This is a genomic window from Streptomyces spirodelae (assembly GCF_017676385.1).
Classification (GTDB): domain Bacteria; phylum Actinomycetota; class Actinomycetes; order Streptomycetales; family Streptomycetaceae; genus Streptomyces; species Streptomyces spirodelae.
In genome coordinates this window covers 160,875-185,308 of sequence record NZ_JAFFZN010000013.1, presented here as the reverse complement: position 1 = coordinate 185,308, position 24,434 = coordinate 160,875, and the positions used below count along the sequence as shown (strand labels likewise).

Sequence of the window (24,434 nt, the reverse complement as noted above, 5' to 3'; positions counted from 1 at the left end):
GCGAGCACCATGCCCTCCGAGTCCCCCGTCTCCGACCGCCTGCCCACCTTCCCCTGGGACCGGCTCGAGCCGTACAAGACCACCGCCGCCGGCCACCCCGACGGCATCGTCGACCTGTCCGTCGGCACCCCTGTCGACCCGGTCCCGCCGCTGGTGCGGCGCGCGCTGACCGAGGCGGCCGACAGCCCCGGCTACCCCACCGTGTGGGGGACACAGCAGCTGCGGGACGCGCTCACCGGCTGGTGCGAGCGCCGACTGGGCGCCCAGGGCCTCACCGAACGGAACGTGCTGCCCGTCGTCGGCTCCAAGGAACTGGTGGCCTGGCTGCCGACCCAGCTCGGTCTGAGCCCCGGCGACCGGGTGGCCTTCCCCCGGCTCGCCTATCCCACCTACGAGGTCGGCGCCCGGCTGGCGCGCGCCGAGCACGTGGCCTACGACGACCCCCTGGAGCTGGACCCCACCGGGCTCAAGCTGCTGTGGCTCAACTCGCCCTCCAACCCCACCGGGCAGGTCCTGCCACCCGAGAAGCTGCGCGCCGTCGTCGCCTGGGCGCGCGAGCACGGCGTACTGGTCGTCAGCGACGAGTGCTACCTGGAGCTCGGCTGGGAGACCGATCCCGTCTCCGTGCTGCACCCCGAGGTGTGCGGCGGCTCCACCGAAGGGCTGGTGGCCGTCCACTCCCTCTCCAAGCGCTCCAACCTCGCCGGCTACCGGGCCGCCTTCGTCGCGGGGGACAGCGACGTGCTGGGTGAGCTGCTGCAGATCCGCAAGCACGGCGGAATGATGACGCCGGCGCCCGTGCAGGCCGCGACCGTCGCCGCACTCGGTGACGACACCCACGTGGCCGAGCAGCGCGAACGCTACCGCGCGCGCCGCACGCAGCTGCGTGGGGCGCTGGAGGCGGCGGGCTTCCGGATCGAGCACAGCGAGGCATCGCTGTACCTGTGGGCGACACGGGACGAGTCCTGCTGGGACACGGTCGCCGACCTCGCCAAGCACGGGGTGCTCGTCGCCCCGGGCGACTTCTACGGCCCCGCCGGAGCGCGGCACGTCCGCGTCGCACTCACGGCCACGGACGAGCGCGTAGCCGCGGCCGCACAGCGACTGAGGGCGTAGCGGCGGCCGGGCGCACAGCGACTGGGGGCGTACTGGCGGCCGGGCGCACGGAGTCGGAGGGCGGGCCGCGCGGCCGGCGGCCCGCCTGCTGCCCTGAGGCGGCACGTGCCCTGAGGCGGCACGGACGGCAGGCCCCCGGTTCGCCCGCCGGCTGTCACTCCGGGCGCGACCCGGTCCAGGCGCGTACGGCCTCTTCCAGGTCGGCTTCCGAGGGGGCGTGAGAAGCCCAGGCGATATAGCCGTCGGGACGGACCAGCAGGGTCTGGCGGGTCTCCTCCGCGGGCGTGACCCGCACCAACCGGTCCTCGCGGCCCTTGACCGCCGCGGTGTCCTCCGTGGCGACCAGCACGAACTTGCCCTCGCGCAGCGCCTCGTAGAGCCGCCTGCCGTCGGACAGCGCCAGGTCGGCCACCCGGTGCCCGGCCGGTTTGTGGGCGCCGGACGGCGCGGGGTAGGAGTAGCCGATACCGGAGATCTGGCCGAGGGCCTTGGCCTTGGCCGCCGGGGAGTGGCCGATGGCGGACGAGGCCACCGTGCGGACCGCTCGCAGCACCGCGCTCTGTGCCCGTGCCAGCCGGACGATGGCACCGCTGCTGCGCAACACCGCCTTGCCGACGGGGTGGCGCTCGGCATGGTAGGTGTCCAGGAGTGTCTCGGGCGCCCAGCCGTGCAGCACTCCGGCCAGCTTCCAGCCGAGGTTGGCGGCGTCCTGCAGACCGGTGTTCATGCCCTGGCCGCCGGCGGGCGAGTGGATGTGCGCCGCGTCCCCGGCCAGGAAGATGCGGCCTTCGCGGTAGGAGGGCGCCTGGCGCTCGTCGCTGTGGAAGCGGGAGAGCCAGCGCGCGTCGTGCATGCCGAAGTCGGTTCCCAGCGCCCGGCGGGTGACCTCCTTGACCTCCTCCAGATCGATCGGCGTGTCGTCCGAGACCTCGTGGCGCCGGTTCCAGCCCATGACGCGGTACCAGCCGTCTCCGAATGAGGCGATCATCGCGAAGGCGTCGTCGGCGCCGTTGACGGTGAGGACACCGTCGGGCCGCTCGGCGAGGCGGACGTCCGCCAGGAAGAGGGACTTGATGACGGACACCCCGGGGAAGGGCAGCCCCAGCGCGGTGCGGACGGCGCTGCGGTGGCCGTCGGCTCCCACGACGTAGGCGGCACGGCGGGTCCCGGTGCCGCCGATCTCGACCTGGACGCCGTCGGCGTCCTGGGTCAGTCCGGTGACCTCGGCCTCGTGGACGAACTCGACCCCGAGGTCGCGGGCGCGGGCCTCCAGCACCTTCTCCACCTCGTACTGCGGCGTTATCAGCAGGTAGGGGAAACGGCTGGGCAGGGTGGTCAGATCAAGGCTCAGCCGGCCGAAGAGCTGCAGATCCGTGATGGTGCTGCCGACGGAGATCAGGTCGTCGGCGAGACCGCGGGCGTCCAACTGCTCCAGGGTGCGGGCGTGGACGCCGAAGGCGCGGGAGAGGTTGCTGATCGTGTGCGGGCGGCGCTCCAGGACCGTGACCGCGATCCCGGCCGCGGCGAGATCTCCGGCGAGCAGCAGGCCGGTGGGGCCCGCACCGATGACGATGACATTGCGCTGAACGGCGTGCGGCCGGGAGTTCATACAGCCACCTCCTGGGGTGTCAACGCTCGTTGGCCAACGGTTGTTGGTGCGGCGTTGAGAGGAAGGTAGCGGCTGCCGTCTGGAGGGTCAACGGTTGTTGGCCAACATTTGTTGGCATAGACTCGGGGTCATGACTGAAGGTTCGCGCCGCTCCGACTCCACCCGGGCGAAGATCCTGGCCGCCGCACGTGAACGGTTCGCCGCGCGCGGGTACGAGCGGGCGACGATCCGGGCGATCGCCCAGGACGCCGGGATCGACCCCTCGATGGTGATGCGCTACTTCGGCAGCAAGGAGGGGCTGTTCGCCGCAGCGTCGGAGTTCGACCTCAGGCTGCCCGAGCTGTCCCGCCTGCCCCGCGAATCCGTGGGCAAGGCCCTCGTCGAGCACTTCCTCGACCGCTGGGAGGAGGACGAGGTCCTCACCGCGCTGCTCCGCGCCGGGGTCACCAACACCGCCGCGGCGGAGCGGATGCAGGGCATCCTCCGCGAGCAGGTCGCCCCCATCGCCGCCGCCGTCTCGCCCGACCCGCACGAGGCGGCTCGGCGCGCCGTACTCGTGGCCTCCCAGATCCTCGGTATGGCGATGACGCGCTACGTCCTGCGCTTCCCCCCTGCGGTGGCGATGACGCGAGGGGAGCTCGTCGAATGGGTCGCGCCGACCGTCCAGCGCTATCTGACCGCATCCCGTGCGCAGCCATGGGACTCCGCGCAGGACGACGGAGATGTCCCGGGACGGGGGGCGCCGGAGGAGGCACCGCGCCCTGCGCCCGGCCCACGAGCGGGTGAGTGACCTCCGCCGCGCGGCGCGCACGCCAAAGGCCGCCCGGACCTCGATGGTCCGGGCGGCCCTTGGCGTGCCGGGGGGTTCCAGGGGTGGCCCCTGGAGAACCGTCAGCCGAGGGGCAGGCCCCCGAGGTTGGCGGTGCGGGGCAGGTGGGTGTCAGCGGCGGCGGCAGCCACCTGGCCCAGCATGTCGCCGGCCTCGCCGACGGCGCTGCCGGTGAGGTGCTGGGCCGCGGGCGCCGCGGTCTTGCCGGCCTTGCCCACGGTCCGGCCCGCGGCGGGCACGGTCTTCTTGACCGCGTTGCCGCCGGTGTGGCCGGCGAGCGAGGTGGTGTCGCGGGCCGTCTTGTCCAGCGTGTTGCCGACGCCCTCGCCGTCCAGGTTGCTGACCCCGCCCACGGGGCTCGCGGGCAGTTCCACGGCGCTCGCGGCTCCGGCGGCACCGACGACGGTGGCGGCGCCGGCTGCCGTCAGCAGCGCGGTGCGGGCGATCCGGCGCGTGAGGGGGTTGGACATGGTGCTCCTTTGACGGAGAGGGGTTCTTGGCGTGTCAGCCGGGGTCCCCCGGTCAGACGCAGTGCCTATCGGGCCAAGTGCCGTGGAGGTTGCGGGCGGCGCGGGTAAAGGATTGGCAATCCAGGTTTGCCGCACGAGCCGTCAAACTGGGCATTCCTCGCAGCCGGTTGACCTGTACCGGAGGAGCCGAACCGGCCGCTGCCAGGCACGATCGGCCCGGCGGGTTCACTCGTGGCGGGGACCGTCACGCGAGGGAGGAAACGTCCATTCTGTGGACCGGCTTCCCCCTCGCGAGGTAGCGGCTGGACTAGTGACCGGTGGCCAGCCGAAGTTCCACGGCACCGCCCCCGGAACCCTTGGCCCCGCCGCTCTTCGCATCCCCCGTGCCGACCTTGCGCCAGCCCTCCTCGGAGCGCTCCGCTGTCCACTGCAGGCCCGCGTACGAGATCCGCTCGATGTGCAGCCCGGCGGCGTTGGAGACCGCCCAGTGGGCAAGCTCCCAGCCATGGCGGCGGCCGTGCGCCGGCACCGAGACGGTGGGCCCGGCACCGGTCCGCGCGGCAGCGGCTCGCATCTCGGCGGGCACCCCGGTGGCAGGTGCCCCGGCGGGCTCGGGGGTGCGCAGGGGGTCGCGGGCGGCGCTGTTCGCGCCTGCGTGCGCCCTGGAGCGCGGCTGGCGTGGTGCGGCGCTCCCACGCGGGGACGCCGCGGTCAGCGTGCCGGTGCCGTCGGCCAGTACGTCCCGGCCGAACTCCCGCACCAATCGCTTGCGTACGGCTTCCGGGTCGCCCGCCCCGCCGAGGCTCCGTGCGCCCGTGGTGCAGGAGAGCGTGGCCGGCCGGCGGCCGGTGAGCGCGCCGGTCAGCAGCGCCGCGTTCATCTCGTGCTTGGCGTACGCCTGCGGGAAGCCGCTGCGCTGCACCCGCTGGGCCGCGACGGTCAGCGGCAGCCGGGAGTAGCCGGGGACCTTCACCAGGTGGTCGTAGAACCGGCTCGCCGAGTAGACCGGGTCCCCGATCTGGTCGGCGGTGCCCCAGCCCTGCGAGGGGCGCTGCTGGAAGAGGCCGATCGAGTCGCGGTCCCCGTGGCCGATGTTGCGCAGCTTCGACTCCTGCATGGCCGTGGCCAAGGCTATGGTCACCGCCCGTTCGGGCAGTCCGCGCCGGGAGGCGACGGCGGCGATCGTCGCGGCGTTGGCGGCCTGCTCGGGGGCGAGCTCGTAGGTCTGCGAGGCGCCGGACGCGTCTTGCGAGCCGCGCGAGCCGCCGGAGGCGGCGGAGCCGGCGTCCTTGCCTCCGCTCGCGTGTACGGTGCACATCGCGCCGTCCTGGCCCGACAGTCCGCGCACCGCGACATAGGCGGCGACGGCGAGCAGCACGACGCAGGCCACGGCGACCCTGAAGAGCCTGCCGCGGCCCTTGGGCCGGGACATGCGCTCGGGCATGCGTGGCGAGCGGGCCGATCGTGAGTGGGGCACGGACCCAAAGGTAGCCGCTGGGCCGGACAGCGCCGCAGGGCCCGGGGCACGCCGCGCCGCGCCGCACGGTCGCCGTAGGCTGGGGCCATGCCCCACAGCGCACTCGACCTGCACCAGGACGCCGCCCTGCTCACCGCGCGGCTGGTGGACTTCCCTTCCGAGAGCGGAAGTGAGAAGCCCCTCGCCGACGCCGTCGAGGAGGCACTGTCCGAGCTGCCTCATCTGAACGTCGAGAGGTACGGCAACAACGTGGTGGCCCGCACCGCGCTGGGCCGGGCCGAGCGCGTCGTTCTCGCGGGCCACATCGACACCGTGCCGATCGCGGACAACGTGCCCTCCCGGTTGGACGAGGACGGGCTGCTGTGGGGCTGCGGCACCAGCGACATGAAATCCGGTGTCGCGGTGCAGTTGCGGATCGCCGCGACGGTGCCCGAGCCGAACCGCGATCTGACGTTCGTCTTCTACGACAACGAGGAGGTCGCGGCCCACCTCAACGGGCTGGGCCATGTCGCCGCCGCCCACCCCGACTGGCTGGAGGGTGATTTCGCCGTACTGCTGGAACCCTCCGAGGGGCGGGTCGAGGGCGGCTGCCAGGGCACGCTGCGGGTGAAGCTGCGGCTGCACGGCACCCGTGCGCACTCCGCACGCGGCTGGATGGGCGCCAACGCGATCCACGCTGCCGGGCCGGTGCTCGCGCGGCTGGCGGACTACCAGCCGCTGCGGCCGGTGATCGACGGGCTGGAGTACCGGGAGGGTCTCAACGCCGTCGGTATCGAGGGCGGCGTCGCCGGCAACGTCATCCCGGACCTGTGCACCGTCACCGTCAACTTCCGCTACGCGCCCAACCGGAGCGAGCAGGAGGCGCTGGACCATGTGCGCGAGGTGTTCGCCGGGTGCGGTGTGGAGGAGTTCGAGGTGGACGACAGCTCGCCGGGAGCGCTGCCCGGCCTCTCGCACCCCGCGGCGCGTGCCTTCCTCGACGCGGTGGGCGGCGAGCCGCTTCCCAAGTACGGCTGGACCGATGTGTCCCGGTTCAGCGCCCTGGGGGTACCCGCCGTCAACTACGGACCCGGTGACCCCAATCTCGCCCACAAGAGGGATGAACGGGTCGAGACCGCGCTCATCACCCGGTGCGAGGAGCGGCTGCGGCACTGGCTTACCGCCTGACCCGCGGACACCTGCCGGTAAGACAGCCGACAGTTGCCGTCCGTGTGAATTCCCGACAGCCCTCTTCGCCGTCCGCATACCCTGAGGCGGAAAGATCGCAGGCGGAAGGAGTGCCGTAAATGACCGACGGACCCGGCAAGGAGCCGAAGGAACAGCGGCTGGGCCCTGTCGTGCGCCGCCGCGACCAGGTGCAGCCGGGGACCACGGACCAGCGGCTGCTGGACACCGCGGGCCCCTCCGATTTCATCCACCAGGACCCCTGGCGGGTGATGCGCATCCAGTCCGAGTTCGTCGAGGGCTTCGGCGCCCTGGCCGAACTGGGCCCCGCCGTCAGCGTCTTCGGCTCGGCCCGCACCCCGGTGGAATCCCCGGAGTACGACAGCGGTGTGCGGATCGGCCGGGCGCTGGCCGAGGCCGGGTTCGCCGTCATCACCGGCGGCGGCCCCGGCGCCATGGAGGCGGCCAACAAGGGCGCTCTGGAGGCGGGCGGCACCTCGGTGGGGCTCGGTATCGAGCTCCCCTTCGAGCAGGGCATGAACAGTTACGTCGACATCGGCGTCAATTTCCGGTACTTCTTCGTCCGCAAGACGATGTTCGTGAAGTACGCCAGCGGGTTCGTCGTCCTGCCGGGCGGACTGGGCACGCTGGACGAGCTGTTCGAGGCGCTGACCCTGGTGCAGACCCAGAAGGTCACCCGCTTCCCGATCGTGCTGTACGGCACGGAGTACTGGAAGGGCCTCATCGACTGGGTGCGCGGCTCGGTCGTCGCAGGCGGCAAGGCATCCGAGCGCGACCTGGAGCTCTTCCACGTCACCGACGACATCGGGGAGGCCGTCGCACTGGTCACCAAGGAGGTAGGCGGCTAGCACGGCGCCCCGCCAGGGGCGCGGGGGACCGCGCGAGCGCCCACCCCACAACCCGCGGGGGCTAGGCCAGCCCGCGCCGGGCCACCGCAGGGGGACGGTGCCCCGCAATGGAAGAAACCATGTCCAGCACCTGCTTGGTCTCGGCGACCTCGTGCACGCGGTAGACCTGCGCCCCCAGCCAGGCGGAGACGGCAGTGGTGGCCAGGGTGCCGATCAACCGCTCCTCGACCGGCCGGTCCAGGGTCTCGCCCACGAAGTCCTTGTTGGACAGCGAGACCAGCACCGGCCACCCCGTCCCGGTCAGCCGGTCCAGCCGACGCGTCGCCTCCAGCGAGTGCCGGGTGGACTTGCCGAAGTCGTGCCCGGGGTCGATGAGGATGCCGTCCCTGCGCACCCCGAGCTCCACAGCGCGCTCGGCCAGCCCGCACGTCACCCGCAGGATGTCCTCGACGACGCCGCTGGTGCCCGCGGAGCCCTGTCCGTCCGCTGTCGGCTCGTACGCCACCCGGTGCGGCCGGGTACGCGGCTCGGCGCCTCCGGCGTGGGTGCACACCAGCCCCGCGCCGTACCGCGCCGCGACCTCGGCCAGCCGGGGGTCGACCCCGCCCCAGGCGTCGTTGAGCAGGTCGGCACCCGCCTCGCACACGGCCTCGCCCACCTCGTGCCGCCAGGTGTCGACGCTGATCACCACGTCCGGCCAGCGCCGCCGCACCTCCGCGACGAAACCGACCGTGCGCCGCGCCTCCTCCTCGGCCGTGACCTCGTCACCCGGGCCCGCCTTCACCCCGCCTATGTCGATGACGGCGGCGCCCTCGGCGACCGCCTGCTCGACCCGGTCGAGCGCGGGTTCGTCGCGGAAAGTGGCGCCGCGGTCGTAGAAGGAATCCGGGGTCCGGTTCACGATCGCCATGATCACCGGTTCGTGTTCACCGAACTCGCGCGTGCCCAGGCGCAGCATCGACCATCCTCATTCCTCTCGGCGGTGCCCGGCTGCTGCCCGCACCCGCGTGGCCCGTGCACCGACCTCTGCCGCCGACCCTAGCTGTCACCGTGCCGTGGCACGATCAGGGTCGGCCCACATCCGGCAACCACTCGGGAGTCGATCCGTGTTCGTGTTCCTGCTGATCTCGCTTGTCGCGGTCGTCGCCGCGGTGACGCTCGCCGTCGTCGGGAGCGGAGACCGGCCCGGCGGTGACGGCCACGGCGCGGCGGGCGGGCTCACCGACGCGCCGCCCGATCTGCTGGACGAGCCGCTGCCGCCCGAGCGCCCCGTGACCCACGCGGATGTGGCGGGCCTGCGGCTGGCGGTCGGGGTCCGCGGCTACCGCATGGAGCAGGTCGACGACGTCCTCGACCGGCTCGGCGCGGAGCTCGCCGAGCGCGACGCGCGGATCGCCGAACTGGAGTCCGCGCTGGCCGGTGCACAGGCCGTCGCGATGGGGCGCGCGGCCGAGGCCGGCCGCCACCGGCCGGAGGAACCACACGACCACGACCCGGGGCACGACAGCGCCCCGGACCACGAGCGCGGCCCGGACGTGGAAGGCCAGGAGGGCGATGCCCGATGACCACCGAGACCGCGACGACCGCAGCCGCTGCCCCGGCTGCCCCCGCGCCGCCCGAGGGCGGCGCGCTCCCGGGCCCGGACGGGCGGCTGCGCTGCCCCTGGGGGATCGCCCCGGAGGACTACGCCGCCTACCACGACAACGAGTGGGGCAGGCCGGTGCACGGCGACGACGCGCTCTACGAGCGGCTGTGCCTCGAGGCGTTCCAGTCCGGCCTGTCCTGGCTGACGATCCTGCGCAAGCGGGACGCCTTCCGTGTCGCCTTCGCGGACTTCCACATCCCCGCCGTCGCGCGGTTCACCGAGGCCGACGAGCAGCGGCTGCTCGCCGACAGCGGCATCGTCCGCAACCGTGCGAAGATCAGCGCGGCGCTCAACAACGCCCGCGTCGCCGCCGAGTGGGAGCCCGGCGAGCTGGACCGCCTGGTGTGGTCGTACGCCCCCGATCCGGCAGCCCGGCGGGCCCCCGCCACGCCGGCGGAGGTGCCAGGCAGCACCCCCGAGTCCACAGCGCTGGCAAAGGAGCTCAAGAAGCGCGGCTTCCGCTTCGTCGGGCCCACGACCGCCTACGCCTTGATGCAGGCTTGCGGTCTGGTCGACGACCACCTGGCCACCTGTTGGCGCCGTTAGCCCCGAAGGGGCGCGGGGAACCAGCGGGAGGGGGCAGGACAAGCCCCGCTGAACGCCCGTCAGCGCCCCGTGAAACGCGGCTGCTCTTTATTGACGAACGCCTCCACCGCAGCGCGGTGATCCGCGGAATCGCCCAGCCGCACCTGGAGTTCGGACTCCTTGCCGAGGGTTTCGGCGAGCGAGTGCGAGGCACCGAACGCGAGGGACTCCTTGAGTGCCGCGTACGCCGCGGTGGGCCCCTGGACGAGCTTGCGGGCGACGGCCTCGGCCTCGGCGGTGAGCTCGGCGGCCGGCACCACCCGGTTGGCCAGTCCGAGCTCCAGCGCCTCCTCGGCCTTGACGTTGCGCGGGAAGAGCAGCAGATCCGTGGCCCTTCCCGGGCCCACCAGCCGGGGAAGCGTCCAGGAGACGCCGGAGTCCGCAGTCAGCGCCACCCCGGCGAAGGAGGTGTTGAACGCCGCGGTGTCCGCCACCACGCGGTAGTCGCAGGCGAACGCGAAACCGGCGCCCGCGCCGGCCGCCACTCCGTTCACACCCGCCACCACCGGCTTGGGCATGCCGGCGAGCGCCAGGGTGATCGGGTTGTAGTGCTCCTCGACCGTGTTCAGGGCGCTCCCGCCGCGCTCCTCCAGGGCGCCGGTGTGCTCCTTGAGGTCCTGTCCCACGCAGAAGGCTCGGCCGCTGCCGGTGAGCAGTACGGCGCGCACCCCGTCGTCGGCCGCGGCCCGCTGGAGGGTGTCGCGCAGGGCGGTCTTCGTTTCGCTGTCGAGAGCGTTCATCGCGTCGGGGCGGTTGAGGGTGACCGTCGCGAGCCCCTCGTTCACTTCGTAACGCACGGTGTCGGACATGTGCTCAGCATGGCCTAGATCATCGGGCTCCGACAGGGCAGGCGCCCGCCTGTCCCGGCCCCGCGCATGTGACCTGCGTCAAACCCGGGGGTACCGGCGAATGAGCGGAAGCCGGGCGGTACCGCAGGGTGATCGCCACATTGGGTGGTTTTGTGTGCGGTCGAGGAAGAAGAGATGTGGACCGATGTTGGTCATCGGGTCCTGCGATGCGGGATAATGGCGGGGAAGCAATGTGTTCGATGCCGGTGAAACTGTGCCCGCTTACGGGACCCCCGGCGCGATCGGCTGGTTTCAGGAAGGGGAACGAGCATGGCGGCCATGAAGCCGCGGACGGGTGACGGCCCGCTCGAGGTGACCAAAGAGGGGCGGGGCATCGTCATGCGCGTTCCGCTCGAAGGCGGTGGGCGACTCGTCGTCGAGCTGACACCGGATGAGGCAACGGCGCTTGGCGAGGAACTGAAGAAGGTCTGCGGCTGATCAGTCCGCAGGCCGCCGCCCCGGCCGGTACGCGCAGCGCGTACCGGCCGGGGCGGCGGCGTTTCCCGCCCGCGTCGTCTCCCGCTCGCCCGGTCACTCACCGCGTTTGACCGCGCACAGCAGGCCGTCGCCGACCGGCAGCAGCGAGGGCACCAGCACCTTGCTCTCCCGTACCGTGCGCAACAGCTCGCGCAGCCGCAGCACTTCGGGGGAGTGCGCTGTCGGCTCGCCCGTACGGCCCTCGGCGAAGACTCCCGCGAAGCAGATCAGCCCGCCGTCGCGCAGCAGCCGCAACGCTTCGGCGAGATAGTCCAGGCACTCCGTCCGGTCGCCGTCGCAGAAGACCAGGTCGTAGCCGCCGTCCGCGAGCCGGGGCAGCACGTCCAGGGCCCGGCCGGGGATGAACCGCACCCTGTTGCCCCCGTTGCCGATGAACCCGGCGGCCCGGAACGCCTCGCGCGCGAACTGCTGCCGCTCCGGTTCGGTGTCGACCGTGGTGAGTACCCCGTCGGGCCGCATCCCGTGCAGCAGGTGCAGCCCGGAGACGCCGGTGCCGGTGCCGATCTCCGCGACGGCCTTGGCTCCGGCGGCCGCCGCCAGCAGCCGCAGCGCCGCTCCGGTGGCAGGGGAGACCGTGCGCAGCCCGGCGTCCTGGGCCCGGTCGCGGGCCCAGCGCAGTGCTTCGCTCTCGGCGTTCTCGACCAGCTCGGCGCCGTACGCGTCGGCGAACCCCCAGCTCGTCTGCCGGTTGCCGGTAATGGCCCTCTCCTGTCCCCGTCCTCCACGCAATCGTGACTGTATCCGTTGGCCCGGGAACCTGCTGATGGGACCGGGCGTTGAGGAGACAGGGACCGCATGAGAGCGGTCGGCAAAGCCGGGCAATTTTTCTTATCCGGAGCTAACGGGAGATGTGGCTATGGTAGGGGCTCCAGTGGACACCACCAGAGCCGACAGGGGAGGTGCGGCTGCGAGCCGGGACCGCGGCGTCTTCTCAAGATTCCGCAGGTCGACGGCACAGCCGAAATCCGTGACCGACACCGCTGACCAGTCCCGCACCGCCGACTCCGCGACCACGGCGACTTTCGCGACCGATGCGGACGCGCAGGCGTGGACCCCTCCCTCCTGGGAGGAGATCGTCAGCACCCACAGCGCCCGGGTCTACCGGCTCGCCTACCGTCTGACCGGTAACCAGCACGACGCCGAGGACCTCACCCAGGAGGTCTTCGTCCGCGTCTTCCGCTCGCTGTCGACGTACACGCCGGGCACCTTCGAGGGCTGGCTGCACCGCATCACCACGAACCTCTTCCTGGACACGGTCCGGCGCAAGCAGCGCATCCGCTTCGACGCGCTCGCCGACGACGCCGCCGAGCGGCTCCCCAGCCGCGAGCCCACCCCGCAGCAGCACTTCAACGACACCCACTTCGACGCGGACGTCCAGCAGGCCCTGGACACCCTCGCGCCCGAGTTCCGCGCCGCCGTGGTCCTCTGCGACATCGAGGGCCTCTCCTACGAGGAGATCGCCGCCACCCTCGGCGTGAAGCTGGGCACTGTCCGCAGCCGTATCCACCGTGGCCGCTCCCACCTGCGCAAGGCGCTCCAGCACCGCTCGCCCGCCGCCAGGGCCGAGCAGCAGCGCACCCTGAGCGCGGTGGTGCCGACGGCCCGGACGGGCGAGGTGAGCGCCGGGTGACCTCCGCCGAACACCACCTCGGAGACCGCCTCGCCGCCCTTGTGGACGGCGAGCTGGGCCATGACGCGCGCGAGCGGGTCCTCGCCCATCTGGCGACCTGCCAGGGGTGCAAGGCCGAGGCCGATGCGCAGCGCCGGCTCAAGAACGTCTTCGCCGACGCGCCGCCGCCCCCACCGTCGGCCGGGCTCCTCGCCCGGCTGCAAGGGCTGCCCGCCGACAGCGGACTGGGTCCTGCCCCGTTCGACGACATGGACGGCGGCCCCGGCTCGGGAGGTCCCTCGGACGGGGGACCAGCGCGGGGCAGTGCGTTCACCAAGACGGCACTGCCCGGCGGCCGGGACAGCTCCCCCTGGGTGTTCGACCACCTGCCGGGCGGCGGGCGCAGCCCGCTCACCCCGCAGCGCGGCTTCCGGATACATGAGATCCCCCCTCCGGACGGGCCCGAGCAGGCCGCTGAGCGGGCCGTGGACCGCGCCGAGCGGGAGCGCTCCGCCTCCCGCGGCCGGCGGCGCTTCGCCTTCGCCGCCGCGGGCGCCTTCTCGCTCGCAGCCCTCGCCCTCGGTGGCACCTTCGCCTCCGGCGCGGCGAGCAACTCCGGCTCCGGGGGAGGCGGCGACAACCCGTCGGCCAACTCGGTGCGCAGCGCGGGCTCCGGCTCCGGTGCCGCCCGGGACAACAGGCGGCGCGGCGGCGAGCACCGCGGCGGAGCGCAGAGCGGCCGCACCTCGAACTCCGGGCCCACCTTCGCCCCTCTCGCCTCGCACGGCGCGGTGGCACCCAGCAGCCGGCTGACGGCGCCGGTGAGCCTGCTGCGGCGCTCCTCCGCGCCGCTGTCGCTGTTCGAGCGGTCGCACGTCTCGCCCTCCACCAACGCCACCGGCTGGTACGGGCGGGACGGGGCCGAGCGGAGCTTGACCTCGCTGCGGGGTTCGGCGTCGCTGCTGCCCGGTGCCCTGCGGGAGCCCTCGGCCGAGGTGCGGTCGGCTCAGGGCCCGGTCCGGCACGACCCGTCGGTGCTGCGGTCCTTCCCCGGCAGAGCACCGGTGGCCACCGGTTCCCTGACGGCCTCGACACCCGCGGCGGACCCGGCCGGGCAGTGACCCGGGCACTTACGCGGCCCCGGGCGCCGACGGGTTGACGCCCGCTGTGCGGTGCTCCGCGTTCCTGGTTGAATCCTCTCGACAATCTGACGCCCGGCAGGGACCCCAAGGGGCCTCCCGAGCCGTGGGCCGCAGGAGGCAGCCGGGCGAGGCGGACAGTGCGGGTGACCAACTGGAGAGGGCATGGACGAGCCGAAGGCCACCGGGCAGCAGCCGAAGTGGTGGAGCCGCCCACGCTGGGCTCCCGGCGGCCGGCCGACGCCCGGAGCCGAGGCGGGGCCCGCGCAGCCGCAGGCGGCACGGACAGCCACCGGAACGGCACCCGTGGCGGCAGGCGGAACGGCACCCGGAATGCCACTCGGGACGGAGGCCGAGGCGGCTCCCCGGGCGGAGGCCGGTGAGGCGGCGGCTGCGCCGGTTCCCGCCGCCCGTCCTGAGCCGCTGCACGGCGTGGACCCGTACTCGACACCCCCGTACGGGGGACCGGGCCCCTGGGCTCCCGCACCGCCCGTCCAGCGCCCGTCCGCCACCCCGCCCCAGGGCGTAGCCCTCCCACCCGGCAGTGCGACGCCGCCCTACGGCGTGCCCACCGGCGGCCCGGACAGCGCCCCAGGAACGCTCGGCGGCGGTGCCGGTCAGGGCGCCCCCGGCAACGCTCCCGGAGCCCCTCGGAACGCCCCCGGAGCCCCCGGGGCCGCCCCCGGTGGCACTCCGGCCGCTCCGTCGCCCCAGCCGCCCGTCACAGCACTTGACGCCGCCGAGGTCCACGAGGCCCCCCAAGCCCTCCAGGCCCCACGATTCCCCGAGGCCCACCAAGTCCCCCAGGTCTCCGTTCAGCGTTCCCGGCGCAGGTCCCGGATCGTCGTCGGCGGCCTGGTGCTGGCCCTGGTGGCGGGCGGTGCGGGTGGACTCATCGGCGCTTACGTCGAGCGGAACGGCAATGTCAGCGATGTGAAGCTGCCCCAGACCGCCGCCGGACCGGCGGGCGAGGGCGGTGAGCGCCCCGAGGGCAGCATCGCGGGCATCGCCCGCCGGACCCTGCCCGGCGTCGTCACGCTGCACACGCGCGGCGGCGGCGCGGAGGCGACGGGGACCGGTTTCGTGCTGGACCGGCGGGGCCACATCCTGACCAACAACCACGTGGTCGAGTCCGCCGAGGGCCAAGGCGCGGTGCGGGTCACCTTTGACGGCGGCCAGACCGCGACCGGCGAGGTGATCGGCAGTGACAGCGGCTACGACCTGGCCGTGATCAAGGTCTCGCACGTCTCGGGCCTGACCCCGCTGCCGCTGGGCAACTCCGACTCCGTCCGCGTCGGCGACCCGGTCATCGCGTTCGGTGCTCCCTTCGACCTGGACGGCACGGTCACCACCGGCATCGTCAGCGCCAGGGAACGGCCCATCACGGCGGGCGGCGAGGAGCCGGGCAGCGAGCTGAGCTATGTGGACGCGCTCCAGACGGACGCTCCGATAAACCCGGGCAACTCCGGCGGTCCGCTGGTGGACAGCCGGGGCCGGGTCATCGGGGTGAACAGCGCGATCAAGGGCGGGGGCAGCGATTCGGTACTGCCCGACGGCGAGGGCGGTGGCGGCGGCAGCGTCGGTCTGGGCTTCGCCATCCCCGTCAACCAGGCCCGCCGGGTGGCCGAGGAGCTGATCAACGAGGGCCGGGCCACCCACCCGGTGATCGGGATCTCGCTCGACATGGAGTACGAGGGCGAGGGTGCGCGGATCGGCGGTGCCGGCGGCAACGGCGGCAACGGCGAGGCGGTCGTACGGGGCGGACCGGCCGACAAGGCGGGGCTGAAGGAGGGCGACGTGATCACCAAGGTCGGGGACAAGCTGGTGTCCGGCGGCGAGGAGCTGATCGTCCGTATCCGCAGCCACCGTCCCGGCGACAAGCTGAAGCTGACCGTACGCCGGGGCGGCTCCGGGGGCGCGGAGCGGACCGTGCGGGTGACGCTCGGCTCGGCCACCGGCTGACGGCGGGGGAGGGCAGCCGGTGACGGGGCGGGCTCCCGCTCGCGGGCCGCGGGCGGGTACCGTGACATCTGGCTGCAAGAGCCGTGGACGGAGTGAGGGAGCTGCACGGTGTTCTTCGATATAGGACCACTGGAGCTGGTCGCGCTCATCGTGCTCGCAGTGCTGGTGTTCGGCCCCGACAAGCTCCCCAAGGTGATCCAGGACGTCGCCGCGTTCATCCGCAAGGTGCGGCAGTTCTCCGACAGTGCGAAAGAGGACATCAGGAGTGAGCTGGGGCCGGAGTTCAAGGACTTCGAGTTCGAGGACCTGAATCCGAAGACGTTCGCGCGCAAGCATCTGCTCGACAACGACGACCTGGGCATCAAGGAGATCACCAACAGCTTCGACCTGCGCAAGGATCTGGCCGAAGTCACCGACGCGGTCAACGGGACCGACCGCGGGAGCAACGGCACCGGGCACGGGGGCGGCTCCGAAGGGAACGGCGCCGCGGCAGGCAAGAGCATCCAGCCGGCCGGGAAGCAGGGCCCTGACCTGACCAAGCACACCGCCGACGGGGTGAACGGCCGTCCGGTCCAAGGGGATGTGCTGCGCAAGAGTGACCCGCCGCCGTTCGACGCGGACGCCACCTGAGTCCTGGCTGACGGCTCATCAGGCAACGATCGCGTCACCTCGGGCTTCGCCCCACTGGGACATCTACGGCTTTTGCCGTCCATCTCGCCACCCGCACCGCGTCCTGATCCACCGGGCATGACCGACACGGCGGACCGGTGTGGCTATCCTCCCAGTGTCGGGGGTCGCCGTCCGAGGAGCTCGGCTGCCCAGGCAACAGGGCAATGAGGAGGCGTCGCACAGATGGAGACGACGAGTCGGCCAGCCGGTGAAACCGAGCCCGCCGCACAGGGAGTACCCGGCGCGCGGCGGGCGGTGGACGACTATCTGATGGCAGCCTTTCCGTGGTACGGCCTGGACGCGGCCTTCACCGGGCCACGCTGGCTGATGCAGGTGGGCACGGCGGCCGACGGCACGGTCGAGCACGGTTCGACCGGTCACGGCGAGGAGCCCTCCCTCCGTGCCGAGACCTCCTCCGACAACCAGAGTTTCGCCGTCGTCGTCACACTCGCCAGCCGCCCGGTGCGGCGCAGCGCGGACGGCACCGGCACGCTGGAGGCCACCTCCGTCTCCACCGCCGCCTGGCTGGCGGGCTCGGGGCTGCTCTCGTGCAGCTTCCCGATGGAGATGGACCGCAGCCTGCGCCAGGACTGGCTCGACCAGCAGACCAGCGTCGCCTGGGAGCTCGCCGACGACCTGGAAGGCTCCGGCTGGAGCACCCTCTCGCTGCCGGTGGACGGCATCCCCACCGACTTCCACTACCGGGAGTCCGAGTACGGCTGGGTGCTCGCGGGATCGGCCCAGGAGGGCGTCCACCTGGGCGCCTACGGGCGCGGGATGAGCGCCTACGGCCTCGGCTTCGCCGTGGTCAAGGACATCACCGAGTACGAGCAGGGCTGAGCGCCCCGCTGGACGCACACGCGGCCCGCCGCACACGCACGGACCCCCGTACGGAGACGTTCCGTACGGGGGTCCGTGCGCTGTGCTGGGTGCGGCTCAGAACTTGTTGCTCGGGGTGAGCCCCAGCGACATGCCCGAGAGGCCGCGCTGGCGCGAGGAGAGCTTGTCGGCGACTGTGCGCAGCGCCTTGCCCGCGGGGGAGTCCGGGTCGCTGAGGACGACCGGCTTGCCTTCGTCGCCGCCCTCGCGCAGCCGGATGTCGATCGGGATACCGCCCAGCACCGGTACCTCGGCGCCGGTGGTGCGGGTGAGGCCCTCGGCGACCTGCTTGCCGCCGCCGGTGCCGAAGACGTCGACCATCTCGTCGCAGTGCGGGCAGGGCATGCCGGACATGTTCTCGATCACGCCGACGATCTTCTGGTGGGTCTGCACCGCGATGGAGCCCGCACGCTCGGCGACCTCGGCTGCCGCCTGCTGCGGGGTCGTCACGACCAGGATCTCCGCGTTGGGGACCAGCTGGGCGACCGAGATGGCGATGTCACCGGTGCCGGGCGGCAGGTCCAGCAGCAGCACGTCCAGGTCGCCCCAGTAGACGTCGGCGAGGAACTGCTGGAGCGCCCGGTGCAGCATGGGGCCGCGCCAGACGACCGGGGCGTTGCCCGGGGTGAACATCCCGATCGAGATGACCTTCACGCCGTGTGCGGACGGCGGCATGATCATGTCCTCGACCTGGGTCGGGCGCCCGTCCGTGCCCAGCATGCGCGGCACGGAGTGGCCGTAGATGTCGGCGTCCACCACGCCGACCTTCATTCCATCGGCGGCCAGCGCCGCTGCCAGGTTCACGGTCACCGACGACTTGCCGACGCCGCCCTTGCCGGACGCCACGCAGTAGACGCGGGTGAGCGAGCCGGGCTGGGCGAAGGGGATCTCGCGCTCGGCCTTGCCGCCGCGCAGGGACGCGGCCAGCTCACGGCGCTGCTCGTCGCTCATCACGTCCAGCTCGACGCTGACGGAGGTGACCCCGGGCACACGCTGTACGGCCTCGGTCACGTTCGCGGTGATGGTCTCGCGCAGCGGACAGCCGGAGACCGTCAGATAGACCCCGACGTCGACCGCGCCGCCGGGCGCGATGCCGATGGATTTGACCATCCCCAGGTCGGTGATCGGCCGGTGGATCTCCGGGTCGTTCACCGTGGCGAGCGCCGCACGCACCGCGTCTTCGGTGGGGGTGGTTTCCTGGGTCTCGGTAGCCATGAATGCATGGTACGGCCGAGTAGGTGGGCTCTCCTAAGCGGCCGGTCAGCGGTTTTGGTCACTCTCCCGGGACTGGCCCGGCTCCCGGGCCCCCGCGGCCTCGCGGTCGTTCTGCTCCAGCTCTCTGACCAGCTCGGCCAGCTCCGAGCGGATCCAGTCGCGGGTGGCGACCTCGCCCAGGCCCATTCGCAACGCCGCGATCTCCCGGGTGAGGAACTCGGTGTCGGCGATGCTGCGATCGTTGCGCTTGCGGTCCTGTTCCAGATTGACCCGGTCCCGGTCGTCCTGGCGGTTCTGCGCGAGCAGGATGAGCGGCGCCGCGTAGGACGCCTGGAGGGAGAGGGCCAGGGTCAGAAAGATGAACGGGTACTCGTCGAACTTCCAGCCCACCGGCGCGACGATGTTCCAGGCGATCCACACGATGATCACGACCGTCATCCACAGCAGGAAGCGGCCGGTGCCGATGAAGCGGGCGATCCGCTCCGAGAACTGCCCGAACACCTCCGGGTCGTAGGTCGGCAGCAGCGTACGCCGGGGCGTACGCGGTACATCCAGCCGCGGTCCCTCCCGCTCAGCCATCGCCGCTCCCTTGCGCCCTGTGCTCCCCGGGCTCCTCGCCCGCTCCCGGCGGGAAGCCGGGCAGCCCGCTGACGGCCGCCGCCTCGCGCCAGTCCTCCGGCAGCAGGTCGTCCAGTACGTCGTCGACCGTCACGGCGCCCAGCAGATGGCCGCCCTCGTCCACCACGGGCGCCGAGACGATGTTGTAGGCCGCCAGATAGCTCGTCAGCGCCGGCACCGAGGCCGTGGGCGGCAGCGGGCGCAGATCGGTGTCCACGAGGGCGCCCACGAGCGCGAACGGCGGCTCCCGCAGCAGCCGTTGGAAGTGCACGATGCCCAGGTACTTTCCGGTCGGTGTCTCGTCCGGCGGGCGGCACACGTAGACCTGCGCGGCCAGCGGCGCGGACAGATCCTCGTTGCGCACCCGGGCCAGCGCCTCGGCGACGCTCGCGTCCGGACGCAGCACGATCGGTTCGGTCGTCATCAGGCTGCCGGCCGTGCCCTCCTCGTAGCTGAGCAGCCGCCGCACCGGTGCCGCCTCCTGGGGCTGCATCAGATCCAGCAGGCGCTCCTTGTCGGCCTCGGGGAGCTCGCCGAGGAGGTCGGCCGCGTCGTCGGGGTCCATGGCCTCCAGGACGAGCGCGGCGCGCTCGTCGGCGAGCTTGTTGATGATCTCCACCTGGTCGTCGTCCGGCAGCTCCTCCAGTACATCGGCGAGCCGGTCGTCGTGGAGCGCCGCGGCCACCTCGGCCCGGCGCTTCTCCGAGAGGTGGTGCAGCACATTGGCCAGGTCGGCGGGGCGCAGTTGTTCGAAGGTGGCCAGCAGGTTGGCGGTGCCCTGCTCGGGCTCCTCCAGCGAGAAGCCGGTCACCGCCTCCCAGTCGACGGTGAGCGTCTCACCGCGTCTGCCGCGCAGGCCGCCGCCCTTGCGCCCCTTGCGGACGAACAGCCGGTCGATCTCCCAGTCGCGGCGTGCGGGCAGCCGCTGCAGGCCCACGTCGAGCACGGTCACCTCTTCGCCGGTCTCCTTGAGGGTGACCTGGCGGTCCAGCAGTTCGCCGAGGACCAGGCGCTCGTTGGGGCGCTGCTCGAAGCGCCGGATGTTGAGCACCCCGGTGGTGATGACCTGGCCGGACTCCACCCCCGTCACCCGCGTCATCGGAAGGAAGACCCGGCGTCTGCTGACGACCTCCACCACCAGCCCGAGGACGCTGGGCACCCGCCGTCGGCCGCCCAGCAGGGCGACCACGTCGCGGACCCTGCCGAGCTGGTCACCGTTGGGGTCGAAGACGGCGACACCGGCCAGGTGGGAGACGAAGACCCGGGGAGCGCTCGCTGCCATGAGCTGCCTGCCCTCCTCGGCCGTACCGACCGTTCGCCACCACGTCGAGACCCTTTGCGGCCTTACATCACTCTTGCACGTATATGCCGTTTTCAGGCTAGCGTGACCGGCGCCACAGCTGTCGCAGCCGGGTGCTCCGGACGGCTGCCTTCCGGAGGCCCTTCCCGGTCCGGGTAGGGTGCCCTCTGCCGCCGCCGAGCACAGGAGGAACGCCCGTGACTGGACGCGTCCGCGCACCCCGGAGTGCAGCGCTGCTGACTCTCTTCTGCGTCGGAGCGAGCACGGCACTGAGCGGGTGCGGAGGCGGGGGCGGCGACGATCCCGACGCGGGCACCAACGGGGTGGGCAAACTGTCGGCTGCCAAGATCGAGCGGAAGGCGAAGACGGCGGCAGGGCGGGCCAAGGCCGTACGGGTCTCCGGCAACGTCGTCAGCAAGGGCCAGACCTACCGCCTCAAGATGCGGCTGAAGGACAGCGGCGGCATCGGCGAGGTCTCGGCCGAGGGCGGCTCCACCTTCCAGCTCCTGCGCACCGGCCGCGACCTCTACCTCAAGGCCGGCACCGACTTCTGGGCCCGGCAGGAGGGCGGCAAGAAGCCCGGCAAGAGCGACATCGCCGCGGCGGCCAAGCTCAAGGGCAAGTACGTCAAGGTCCCCGAACAGGACCCGGCCTACAAGCAGTTGAGCGTCTTCACCGACATGGACACCCTCCTGGACGGACTGCTGGCCATGCAGGGCAAGCGCGAGACGGGGGAGCGCACCACGGTGGCCGGCACCCGGACGATCCGCATCACGGCGGGCAAGGGCCGCGGCGGCACCATGGACGTCTCCCTGGAGGACACCCCCTTCCCGATCCGGATGCGCCGCGCGGGCGGCGCGGGGACGGTGCGGCTCAGCGACTGGAACGACAGCTTCACCCTGCACGCCCCGAAGAAGGAGGAGACCGTCGACTACGGCAAAAAGATCTCCCCCGACCAACAGAGCGGCTGACCGACACGCGCCCCGCCGGGGGCGCGGGGGCTGTGCCGATATGCGGCTCCGCCGCGTGGGCGCGTTAAGCCACAACAAACCCGCAGCCTGCAAACAATAGCCAGGGGCAGCCCCTGCCCAGCAGCAACGCCCTCAACCGCGACGGCGCCGCCGAAACAGCAGCCGCGGCAACCCCGCGGGCTGGGCCCGCCTCGTCGTGGCGGAAGTCACCACCGGCGGCGCGGCCTGCGAGCCGTGCGGCATCGCGCCGGGCCGCTCCACGGACGCCCCCACCGGCTCCAGCCGCAGCACCCGGCTCTCGCGGGCCCAGCGCTCGGTCATGGTGTCGGCGTCCGGCGCGTTGAGCCGCTTGCCCTTCAGCTCGCCGACGGCCGCCTCCCACTGCGCACCGTGCGGCGGCAGCTCCCGTACCCGCGCCGGCCAGACGACGAGCCGGGCGCCCTTGTCCTTGCCGCGCACGGTGACGGTGGCGCTGCCGCCGTCCGTCAGGTCCAGCCCGGCGAGCGGCTGTTCGAGCGAGCCGTCGCCGACCAGGCACACCGCGCCCTCGTGCCATACGTGCCACAGGGCGCGCGCCGGTCCCTGCGGGCCGCGCACCCACACGAGTCCGGACTTCTTGGCCGTCTCCTCGATCAGCGCGCGGTCCAGATGGCTGTCGGGTGCCGAACGGTTGTCGGGCTGCTGCGGCGTCACGCTCATGGCCGCAGGCTACAGCCAGCCGTTCCGCTTGAAGCCCCGGTGGATGCCGTAGCAGATGGCGACGATCAGCAGCAGTACCGCCGGGTAGCCGTACTTCCAGTCCGTCTCGGGCATGTAGTCGAAGTTCATGCCGTAGATCCCGGCGATCATCGTCGGCACCGCGAAGATGGCGGCCCAGGCAGTGATCTTCCGCATGTCCTCGTTCTGCGCGACCGTCGCCTGGGCGAGGTTCGCCTGCAGGATCGAGTTGAGCAGATCGTCGAAGCCCAGCACCTGCTCGTTGACGCGGGTGAGGTGGTCGGCCACGTCGCGGAAGTACTTCTGGATGTCCGGGTCGATCAGCCGCACCGGCCGCTCGCTGAGCGTCTGCATCGGCCGCATCAGCGGCGAGACGGCACGCTTGAACTCCAGCACCTCGCGCTTGAGCTGGTAGATCCGGCCCGCGTCACCGCCGCGCTTGCCGCTGCCCGAACGGTCGGAGAAGACGTCGATCTCGACCTCGTCGATGTCGTCCTGCACGGCGTCGGCCACCGCCAGATAGCCGTCCACGGTCTGGTCGGCGATGGCGTGCAGCACGGCGGAGGGCCCCTTGCTCAGCAGCTCGGGGTCGTCCTCCAGCCGGTGCCGCAGCGCGCGCAGCGAGCCCTGGCCGCCGTGCCGGACGGTGATGATGTAGTCCCGGCCGGTGAAGCACATCACCTCGCCGGTCTCCACCACCTCGCTGCTGGCGGTCAGTTCGGCGTGCTCCACGTAGTGCACCGTCTTGAAGACGGTGAACAGGCTCTCGTCGTACCGCTCCAGCTTGGGGCGCTGGTGGGCGTGGACCGCGTCCTCGACGGCCAGCGGGTGCAGGCCGTACTCCTGTGCGATCCCGGAGAACTCCTCCTCGGTGGGCTCGTGCAGACCGATCCACACGAACCCGTTCCTGCTCTGCCCTTCGGGCGAGCGCACCTTACGCAGCGCCTCGGCCGGGGTGAGCTGGACGGGGTCCCGGCGGCCGTCCAGGTAGGCGCCGCAGTCCACGACCGCACTGCTGGTACCGGCCGCGCTGACGCGCTCGTAACCGCCGCCGTATCCCGGGCGGTTGTCCCTGCGCAGTGCCGGGCGCACAGCGGCGCGCAGCTCTCGGATCATCGACATGGGGCCCTCCACGGTGCCGTGCCATGCCGCCGCGACAGACCGGGGCGTCGTGCTGCCCGGAACGGGGGCCTACGGGCCACCACCCGGAGGTCCGCAAAGCGGGCACCACACGCAAGCCGTGACGACGGCGAATGCTGACAGACGGAACAATGCGAAACTGCGAAACGCGGACGCTCTTCCGCTGTGCGCACCCCGGGAGAACCGGTGCTCGGTCCTCGGAACAAGTGCGCCCCATGGCCGCGAGGAGATCAGGTCCGAAAGAAGCTCAGGGCTTCAGTGGCGTGGTCGCTGCCGGCAGGAAGAGCGGCTGGTACTGCACGGTCGACTCGGATCCATGTCAGTCCCACCTCCTCCGGCCGGGCCCCTGTGGGGGACGATGTGTACACGCCTTGACCGGCAGCCAACGGTAGCACTGCAACAACGGTCCCCGTGCCCATCGCGCCCGTTCGCGACGGGCCTTTGCCGCCTTCTTACATACCGGTGCCCCGCCGGGACGTGCTCGTACCGCGCTCTATGCTCGCCGGATGAACGACGTCCTGACTCTGGTCGACTCCCGACTGCGCAGGGCGTTCGGCGAACCCGACGCCCGTGCCTCGGTCACCTTTCTGGGTACCGAGCGCATCGAGGTGCTGCGGTTCCTGGACGCCGATGCGGGCACTGTGCGTTACGCCACCCTGGGTATGTCGGCCGCACCGATGACCGATCCGGCGCAGGCGCTCGCCGACCCCGAGGTGGGACCGCGCGCCGAGCTGCTGCTGACCGTACGCGCCGGGACGGCCGACACGGACAAGGTCCTGCGGCCGCTGGCCGTGCTGGCGGCCTCGCCACAGGTGGAGGGCGTCGTGGTCGCCCCGGGCGCCTCTTTGGACACCGGGGAGCCGCTGTGGCCCGGAGCGCCCTTCACCTCCGTGCTGGTGGCCGAACCCGGCGGTCTGGTCGAGGACTTGCCCCTGGAGGCGCCCCGTGACCCGGTCCGCTTCCTGCCGCTGCTGCCCATGACGCCGACGGAGGCCGCGTGGAAGCGCGTCCATGGCGCGGAAGCGCTCCGCCAGCGGTGGCTCAGCCACGAGACGGACCTCCGCGATCCACTGCGCGGGGCGGTTCCGCTGGGGGAATGAGCCAT

At 72.2% G+C, this 24,434-nt stretch carries 24 protein-coding genes and 1 pseudogene; 14 read left to right on the top strand and 11 right to left on the bottom strand.

Annotated features, from left to right (window positions below; all coding sequences use genetic code 11):
* Positions 1-9 precede the first annotated feature (9 nt).
* Positions 10-1,116, top strand: a complete 1,107-nt coding sequence (gene dapC / locus JW592_RS16325; protein WP_209265804.1) for a succinyldiaminopimelate transaminase — start codon at positions 10-12, stop codon at positions 1,114-1,116.
* Positions 1,117-1,270: 154 nt separating this feature from the next.
* Here the strand turns inward: dapC and JW592_RS16320 are convergent, their stop codons facing one another.
* Positions 1,271-2,725, bottom strand: coding sequence for an FAD-dependent monooxygenase (locus JW592_RS16320; RefSeq protein ID WP_209265803.1), 1,455 nt, complete (start codon positions 2,723-2,725; stop codon positions 1,271-1,273).
* Between the two features lie 130 nt (positions 2,726-2,855).
* Between JW592_RS16320 and JW592_RS16315 the strand changes: the two are divergent.
* A pseudogene (locus JW592_RS16315) lies at positions 2,856-3,407 on the top strand (TetR/AcrR family transcriptional regulator); the annotation flags it as partial.
* Between the two features lie 209 nt (positions 3,408-3,616).
* Here JW592_RS16315 and JW592_RS16310 read toward each other — a convergent pair.
* Positions 3,617-4,024: an ATP-binding protein gene (locus tag JW592_RS16310; RefSeq protein WP_209265801.1), complete on the bottom strand. Its 408-nt coding sequence runs from the start codon at positions 4,022-4,024 to the stop codon at positions 3,617-3,619.
* A gap of 307 nt (positions 4,025-4,331) precedes the next feature.
* Entirely contained in the window at positions 4,332-5,468 is a 1,137-nt protein-coding gene (locus JW592_RS16305; RefSeq protein ID WP_209265832.1) for a heavy metal transporter, read from the bottom strand.
* 120 nt (positions 5,469-5,588) lie between these two features.
* Here JW592_RS16305 and dapE point away from each other — a divergent pair, with 120 nt between their 5' ends.
* Together dapE and JW592_RS16295 are read left to right on the top strand one after the other, a co-directional pair.
* Entirely contained in the window at positions 5,589-6,668 is a 1,080-nt protein-coding gene (gene dapE, locus JW592_RS16300) for a succinyl-diaminopimelate desuccinylase (RefSeq protein WP_209265800.1), read from the top strand.
* 119 nt (positions 6,669-6,787) lie between these two features.
* Positions 6,788-7,534, top strand: coding sequence for an LOG family protein (locus tag JW592_RS16295; protein WP_209265799.1), 747 nt, complete (start codon positions 6,788-6,790; stop codon positions 7,532-7,534).
* 61 nt (positions 7,535-7,595) lie between these two features.
* On the opposite strand, the gene folP is transcribed toward JW592_RS16295, so the two are convergent.
* On the bottom strand, positions 7,596-8,492 hold the full coding sequence (gene folP / locus JW592_RS16290) for a dihydropteroate synthase (RefSeq protein ID WP_209265798.1): 897 nt from the start codon (positions 8,490-8,492) through the stop codon (positions 7,596-7,598).
* Between the two features lie 148 nt (positions 8,493-8,640).
* On the opposite strand from folP, the gene JW592_RS16285 reads away from it, so the two are divergent.
* Both JW592_RS16285 and JW592_RS16280 read left to right on the top strand, forming a co-directional pair.
* Positions 8,641-9,099 carry a DivIVA domain-containing protein gene (locus tag JW592_RS16285; protein ID WP_209265797.1) on the top strand — a complete coding sequence of 153 codons (459 nt, stop codon included), beginning with the start codon at positions 8,641-8,643 and terminating at the stop codon, positions 9,097-9,099.
* Positions 9,096-9,725 (top strand): DNA-3-methyladenine glycosylase I, encoded by a 630-nt coding sequence (locus tag JW592_RS16280; RefSeq protein WP_209265796.1) that lies wholly within the window; start codon positions 9,096-9,098, stop codon positions 9,723-9,725. Before JW592_RS16285 ends, JW592_RS16280 begins: the two co-directional genes overlap by 4 nt.
* A gap of 59 nt (positions 9,726-9,784) precedes the next feature.
* Here JW592_RS16280 and JW592_RS16275 read toward each other — a convergent pair whose 3' ends face one another.
* A complete protein-coding gene (locus tag JW592_RS16275; RefSeq protein ID WP_209265795.1) occupies positions 9,785-10,573 on the bottom strand; it encodes an enoyl-CoA hydratase-related protein in 789 nt (262 codons plus the stop codon).
* 309 nt (positions 10,574-10,882) lie between these two features.
* Between JW592_RS16275 and JW592_RS16270 the strand changes: the two genes are divergently transcribed.
* Entirely contained in the window at positions 10,883-11,050 is a 168-nt protein-coding gene (locus JW592_RS16270) for a DUF3117 domain-containing protein (RefSeq protein WP_016469583.1), read from the top strand.
* Positions 11,051-11,143: 93 nt separating this feature from the next.
* Here JW592_RS16270 and JW592_RS16265 read toward each other — a convergent pair whose 3' ends face one another.
* Positions 11,144-11,839: an O-methyltransferase gene (locus JW592_RS16265; RefSeq protein ID WP_209265794.1), complete on the bottom strand. Its 696-nt coding sequence runs from the start codon at positions 11,837-11,839 to the stop codon at positions 11,144-11,146.
* Positions 11,840-11,966: 127 nt separating this feature from the next.
* Here JW592_RS16265 and sigE point away from each other — a divergent pair, with 127 nt between their 5' ends.
* The 5 genes from sigE to JW592_RS16240 all read left to right on the top strand — a co-directional run bounded on the left by sigE (position 11,967) and on the right by JW592_RS16240 (position 17,329).
* The gene (sigE, locus tag JW592_RS16260) at positions 11,967-12,740 is read left to right on the top strand and encodes an RNA polymerase sigma factor SigE (protein ID WP_209265793.1); all 774 of its coding nucleotides are present in this window, start codon (positions 11,967-11,969) and stop codon (positions 12,738-12,740) included.
* Positions 12,737-13,840 carry an anti-sigma factor family protein gene (locus JW592_RS16255; RefSeq protein WP_209265792.1) on the top strand — a complete coding sequence of 368 codons (1,104 nt, stop codon included), beginning with the start codon at positions 12,737-12,739 and terminating at the stop codon, positions 13,838-13,840. Before sigE ends, JW592_RS16255 begins: the two co-directional genes overlap by 4 nt.
* A gap of 183 nt (positions 13,841-14,023) precedes the next feature.
* On the top strand, positions 14,024-15,820 hold the full coding sequence (locus tag JW592_RS16250; RefSeq protein ID WP_209265791.1) for a trypsin-like peptidase domain-containing protein: 1,797 nt from the start codon (positions 14,024-14,026) through the stop codon (positions 15,818-15,820).
* Between the two features lie 108 nt (positions 15,821-15,928).
* Entirely contained in the window at positions 15,929-16,450 is a 522-nt protein-coding gene (locus JW592_RS16245) for a sec-independent translocase (protein WP_209265790.1), read from the top strand.
* A 222-nt stretch (positions 16,451-16,672) separates the two neighbouring features.
* Positions 16,673-17,329, top strand: a complete 657-nt coding sequence (locus JW592_RS16240) for a hypothetical protein (protein WP_209265789.1) — start codon at positions 16,673-16,675, stop codon at positions 17,327-17,329.
* Between the two features lie 96 nt (positions 17,330-17,425).
* Here JW592_RS16240 and JW592_RS16235 read toward each other — a convergent pair whose 3' ends face one another.
* The 3 genes from JW592_RS16235 to JW592_RS16225 are packed head-to-tail and all read right to left on the bottom strand — an operon-like array spanning position 17,426 to position 20,483.
* Positions 17,426-18,583: an Mrp/NBP35 family ATP-binding protein gene (locus JW592_RS16235; RefSeq protein ID WP_209265788.1), complete on the bottom strand. Its 1,158-nt coding sequence runs from the start codon at positions 18,581-18,583 to the stop codon at positions 17,426-17,428.
* A 45-nt stretch (positions 18,584-18,628) separates the two neighbouring features.
* Positions 18,629-19,162 carry a DUF1003 domain-containing protein gene (locus tag JW592_RS16230; protein WP_209265787.1) on the bottom strand — a complete coding sequence of 178 codons (534 nt, stop codon included), beginning with the start codon at positions 19,160-19,162 and terminating at the stop codon, positions 18,629-18,631.
* A complete protein-coding gene (locus JW592_RS16225; RefSeq protein ID WP_209265786.1) occupies positions 19,155-20,483 on the bottom strand; it encodes a magnesium transporter MgtE N-terminal domain-containing protein in 1,329 nt (442 codons plus the stop codon). Before JW592_RS16225 ends, JW592_RS16230 begins: the two co-directional genes overlap by 8 nt.
* Positions 20,484-20,698: 215 nt before the next feature.
* Between JW592_RS16225 and JW592_RS16220 the strand changes: the two genes are divergently transcribed.
* Positions 20,699-21,472, top strand: coding sequence for a hypothetical protein (locus JW592_RS16220; RefSeq protein WP_209265785.1), 774 nt, complete (start codon positions 20,699-20,701; stop codon positions 21,470-21,472).
* 132 nt (positions 21,473-21,604) lie between these two features.
* Here the strand turns inward: JW592_RS16220 and JW592_RS16215 are convergent, their stop codons facing one another.
* Both JW592_RS16215 and JW592_RS16210 read right to left on the bottom strand, forming a co-directional pair.
* The gene (locus JW592_RS16215) at positions 21,605-22,171 is read right to left on the bottom strand and encodes a hypothetical protein (RefSeq protein ID WP_209265784.1); all 567 of its coding nucleotides are present in this window, start codon (positions 22,169-22,171) and stop codon (positions 21,605-21,607) included.
* Between the two features lie 9 nt (positions 22,172-22,180).
* Positions 22,181-23,311 (bottom strand): magnesium and cobalt transport protein CorA, encoded by a 1,131-nt coding sequence (locus tag JW592_RS16210; RefSeq protein ID WP_209265783.1) that lies wholly within the window; start codon positions 23,309-23,311, stop codon positions 22,181-22,183.
* A gap of 524 nt (positions 23,312-23,835) precedes the next feature.
* Between JW592_RS16210 and JW592_RS16205 the strand changes: the two genes are divergently transcribed.
* Positions 23,836-24,429 carry a suppressor of fused domain protein gene (locus JW592_RS16205; RefSeq protein ID WP_209265782.1) on the top strand — a complete coding sequence of 198 codons (594 nt, stop codon included), beginning with the start codon at positions 23,836-23,838 and terminating at the stop codon, positions 24,427-24,429.
* Positions 24,430-24,434 lie beyond the last annotated feature (5 nt).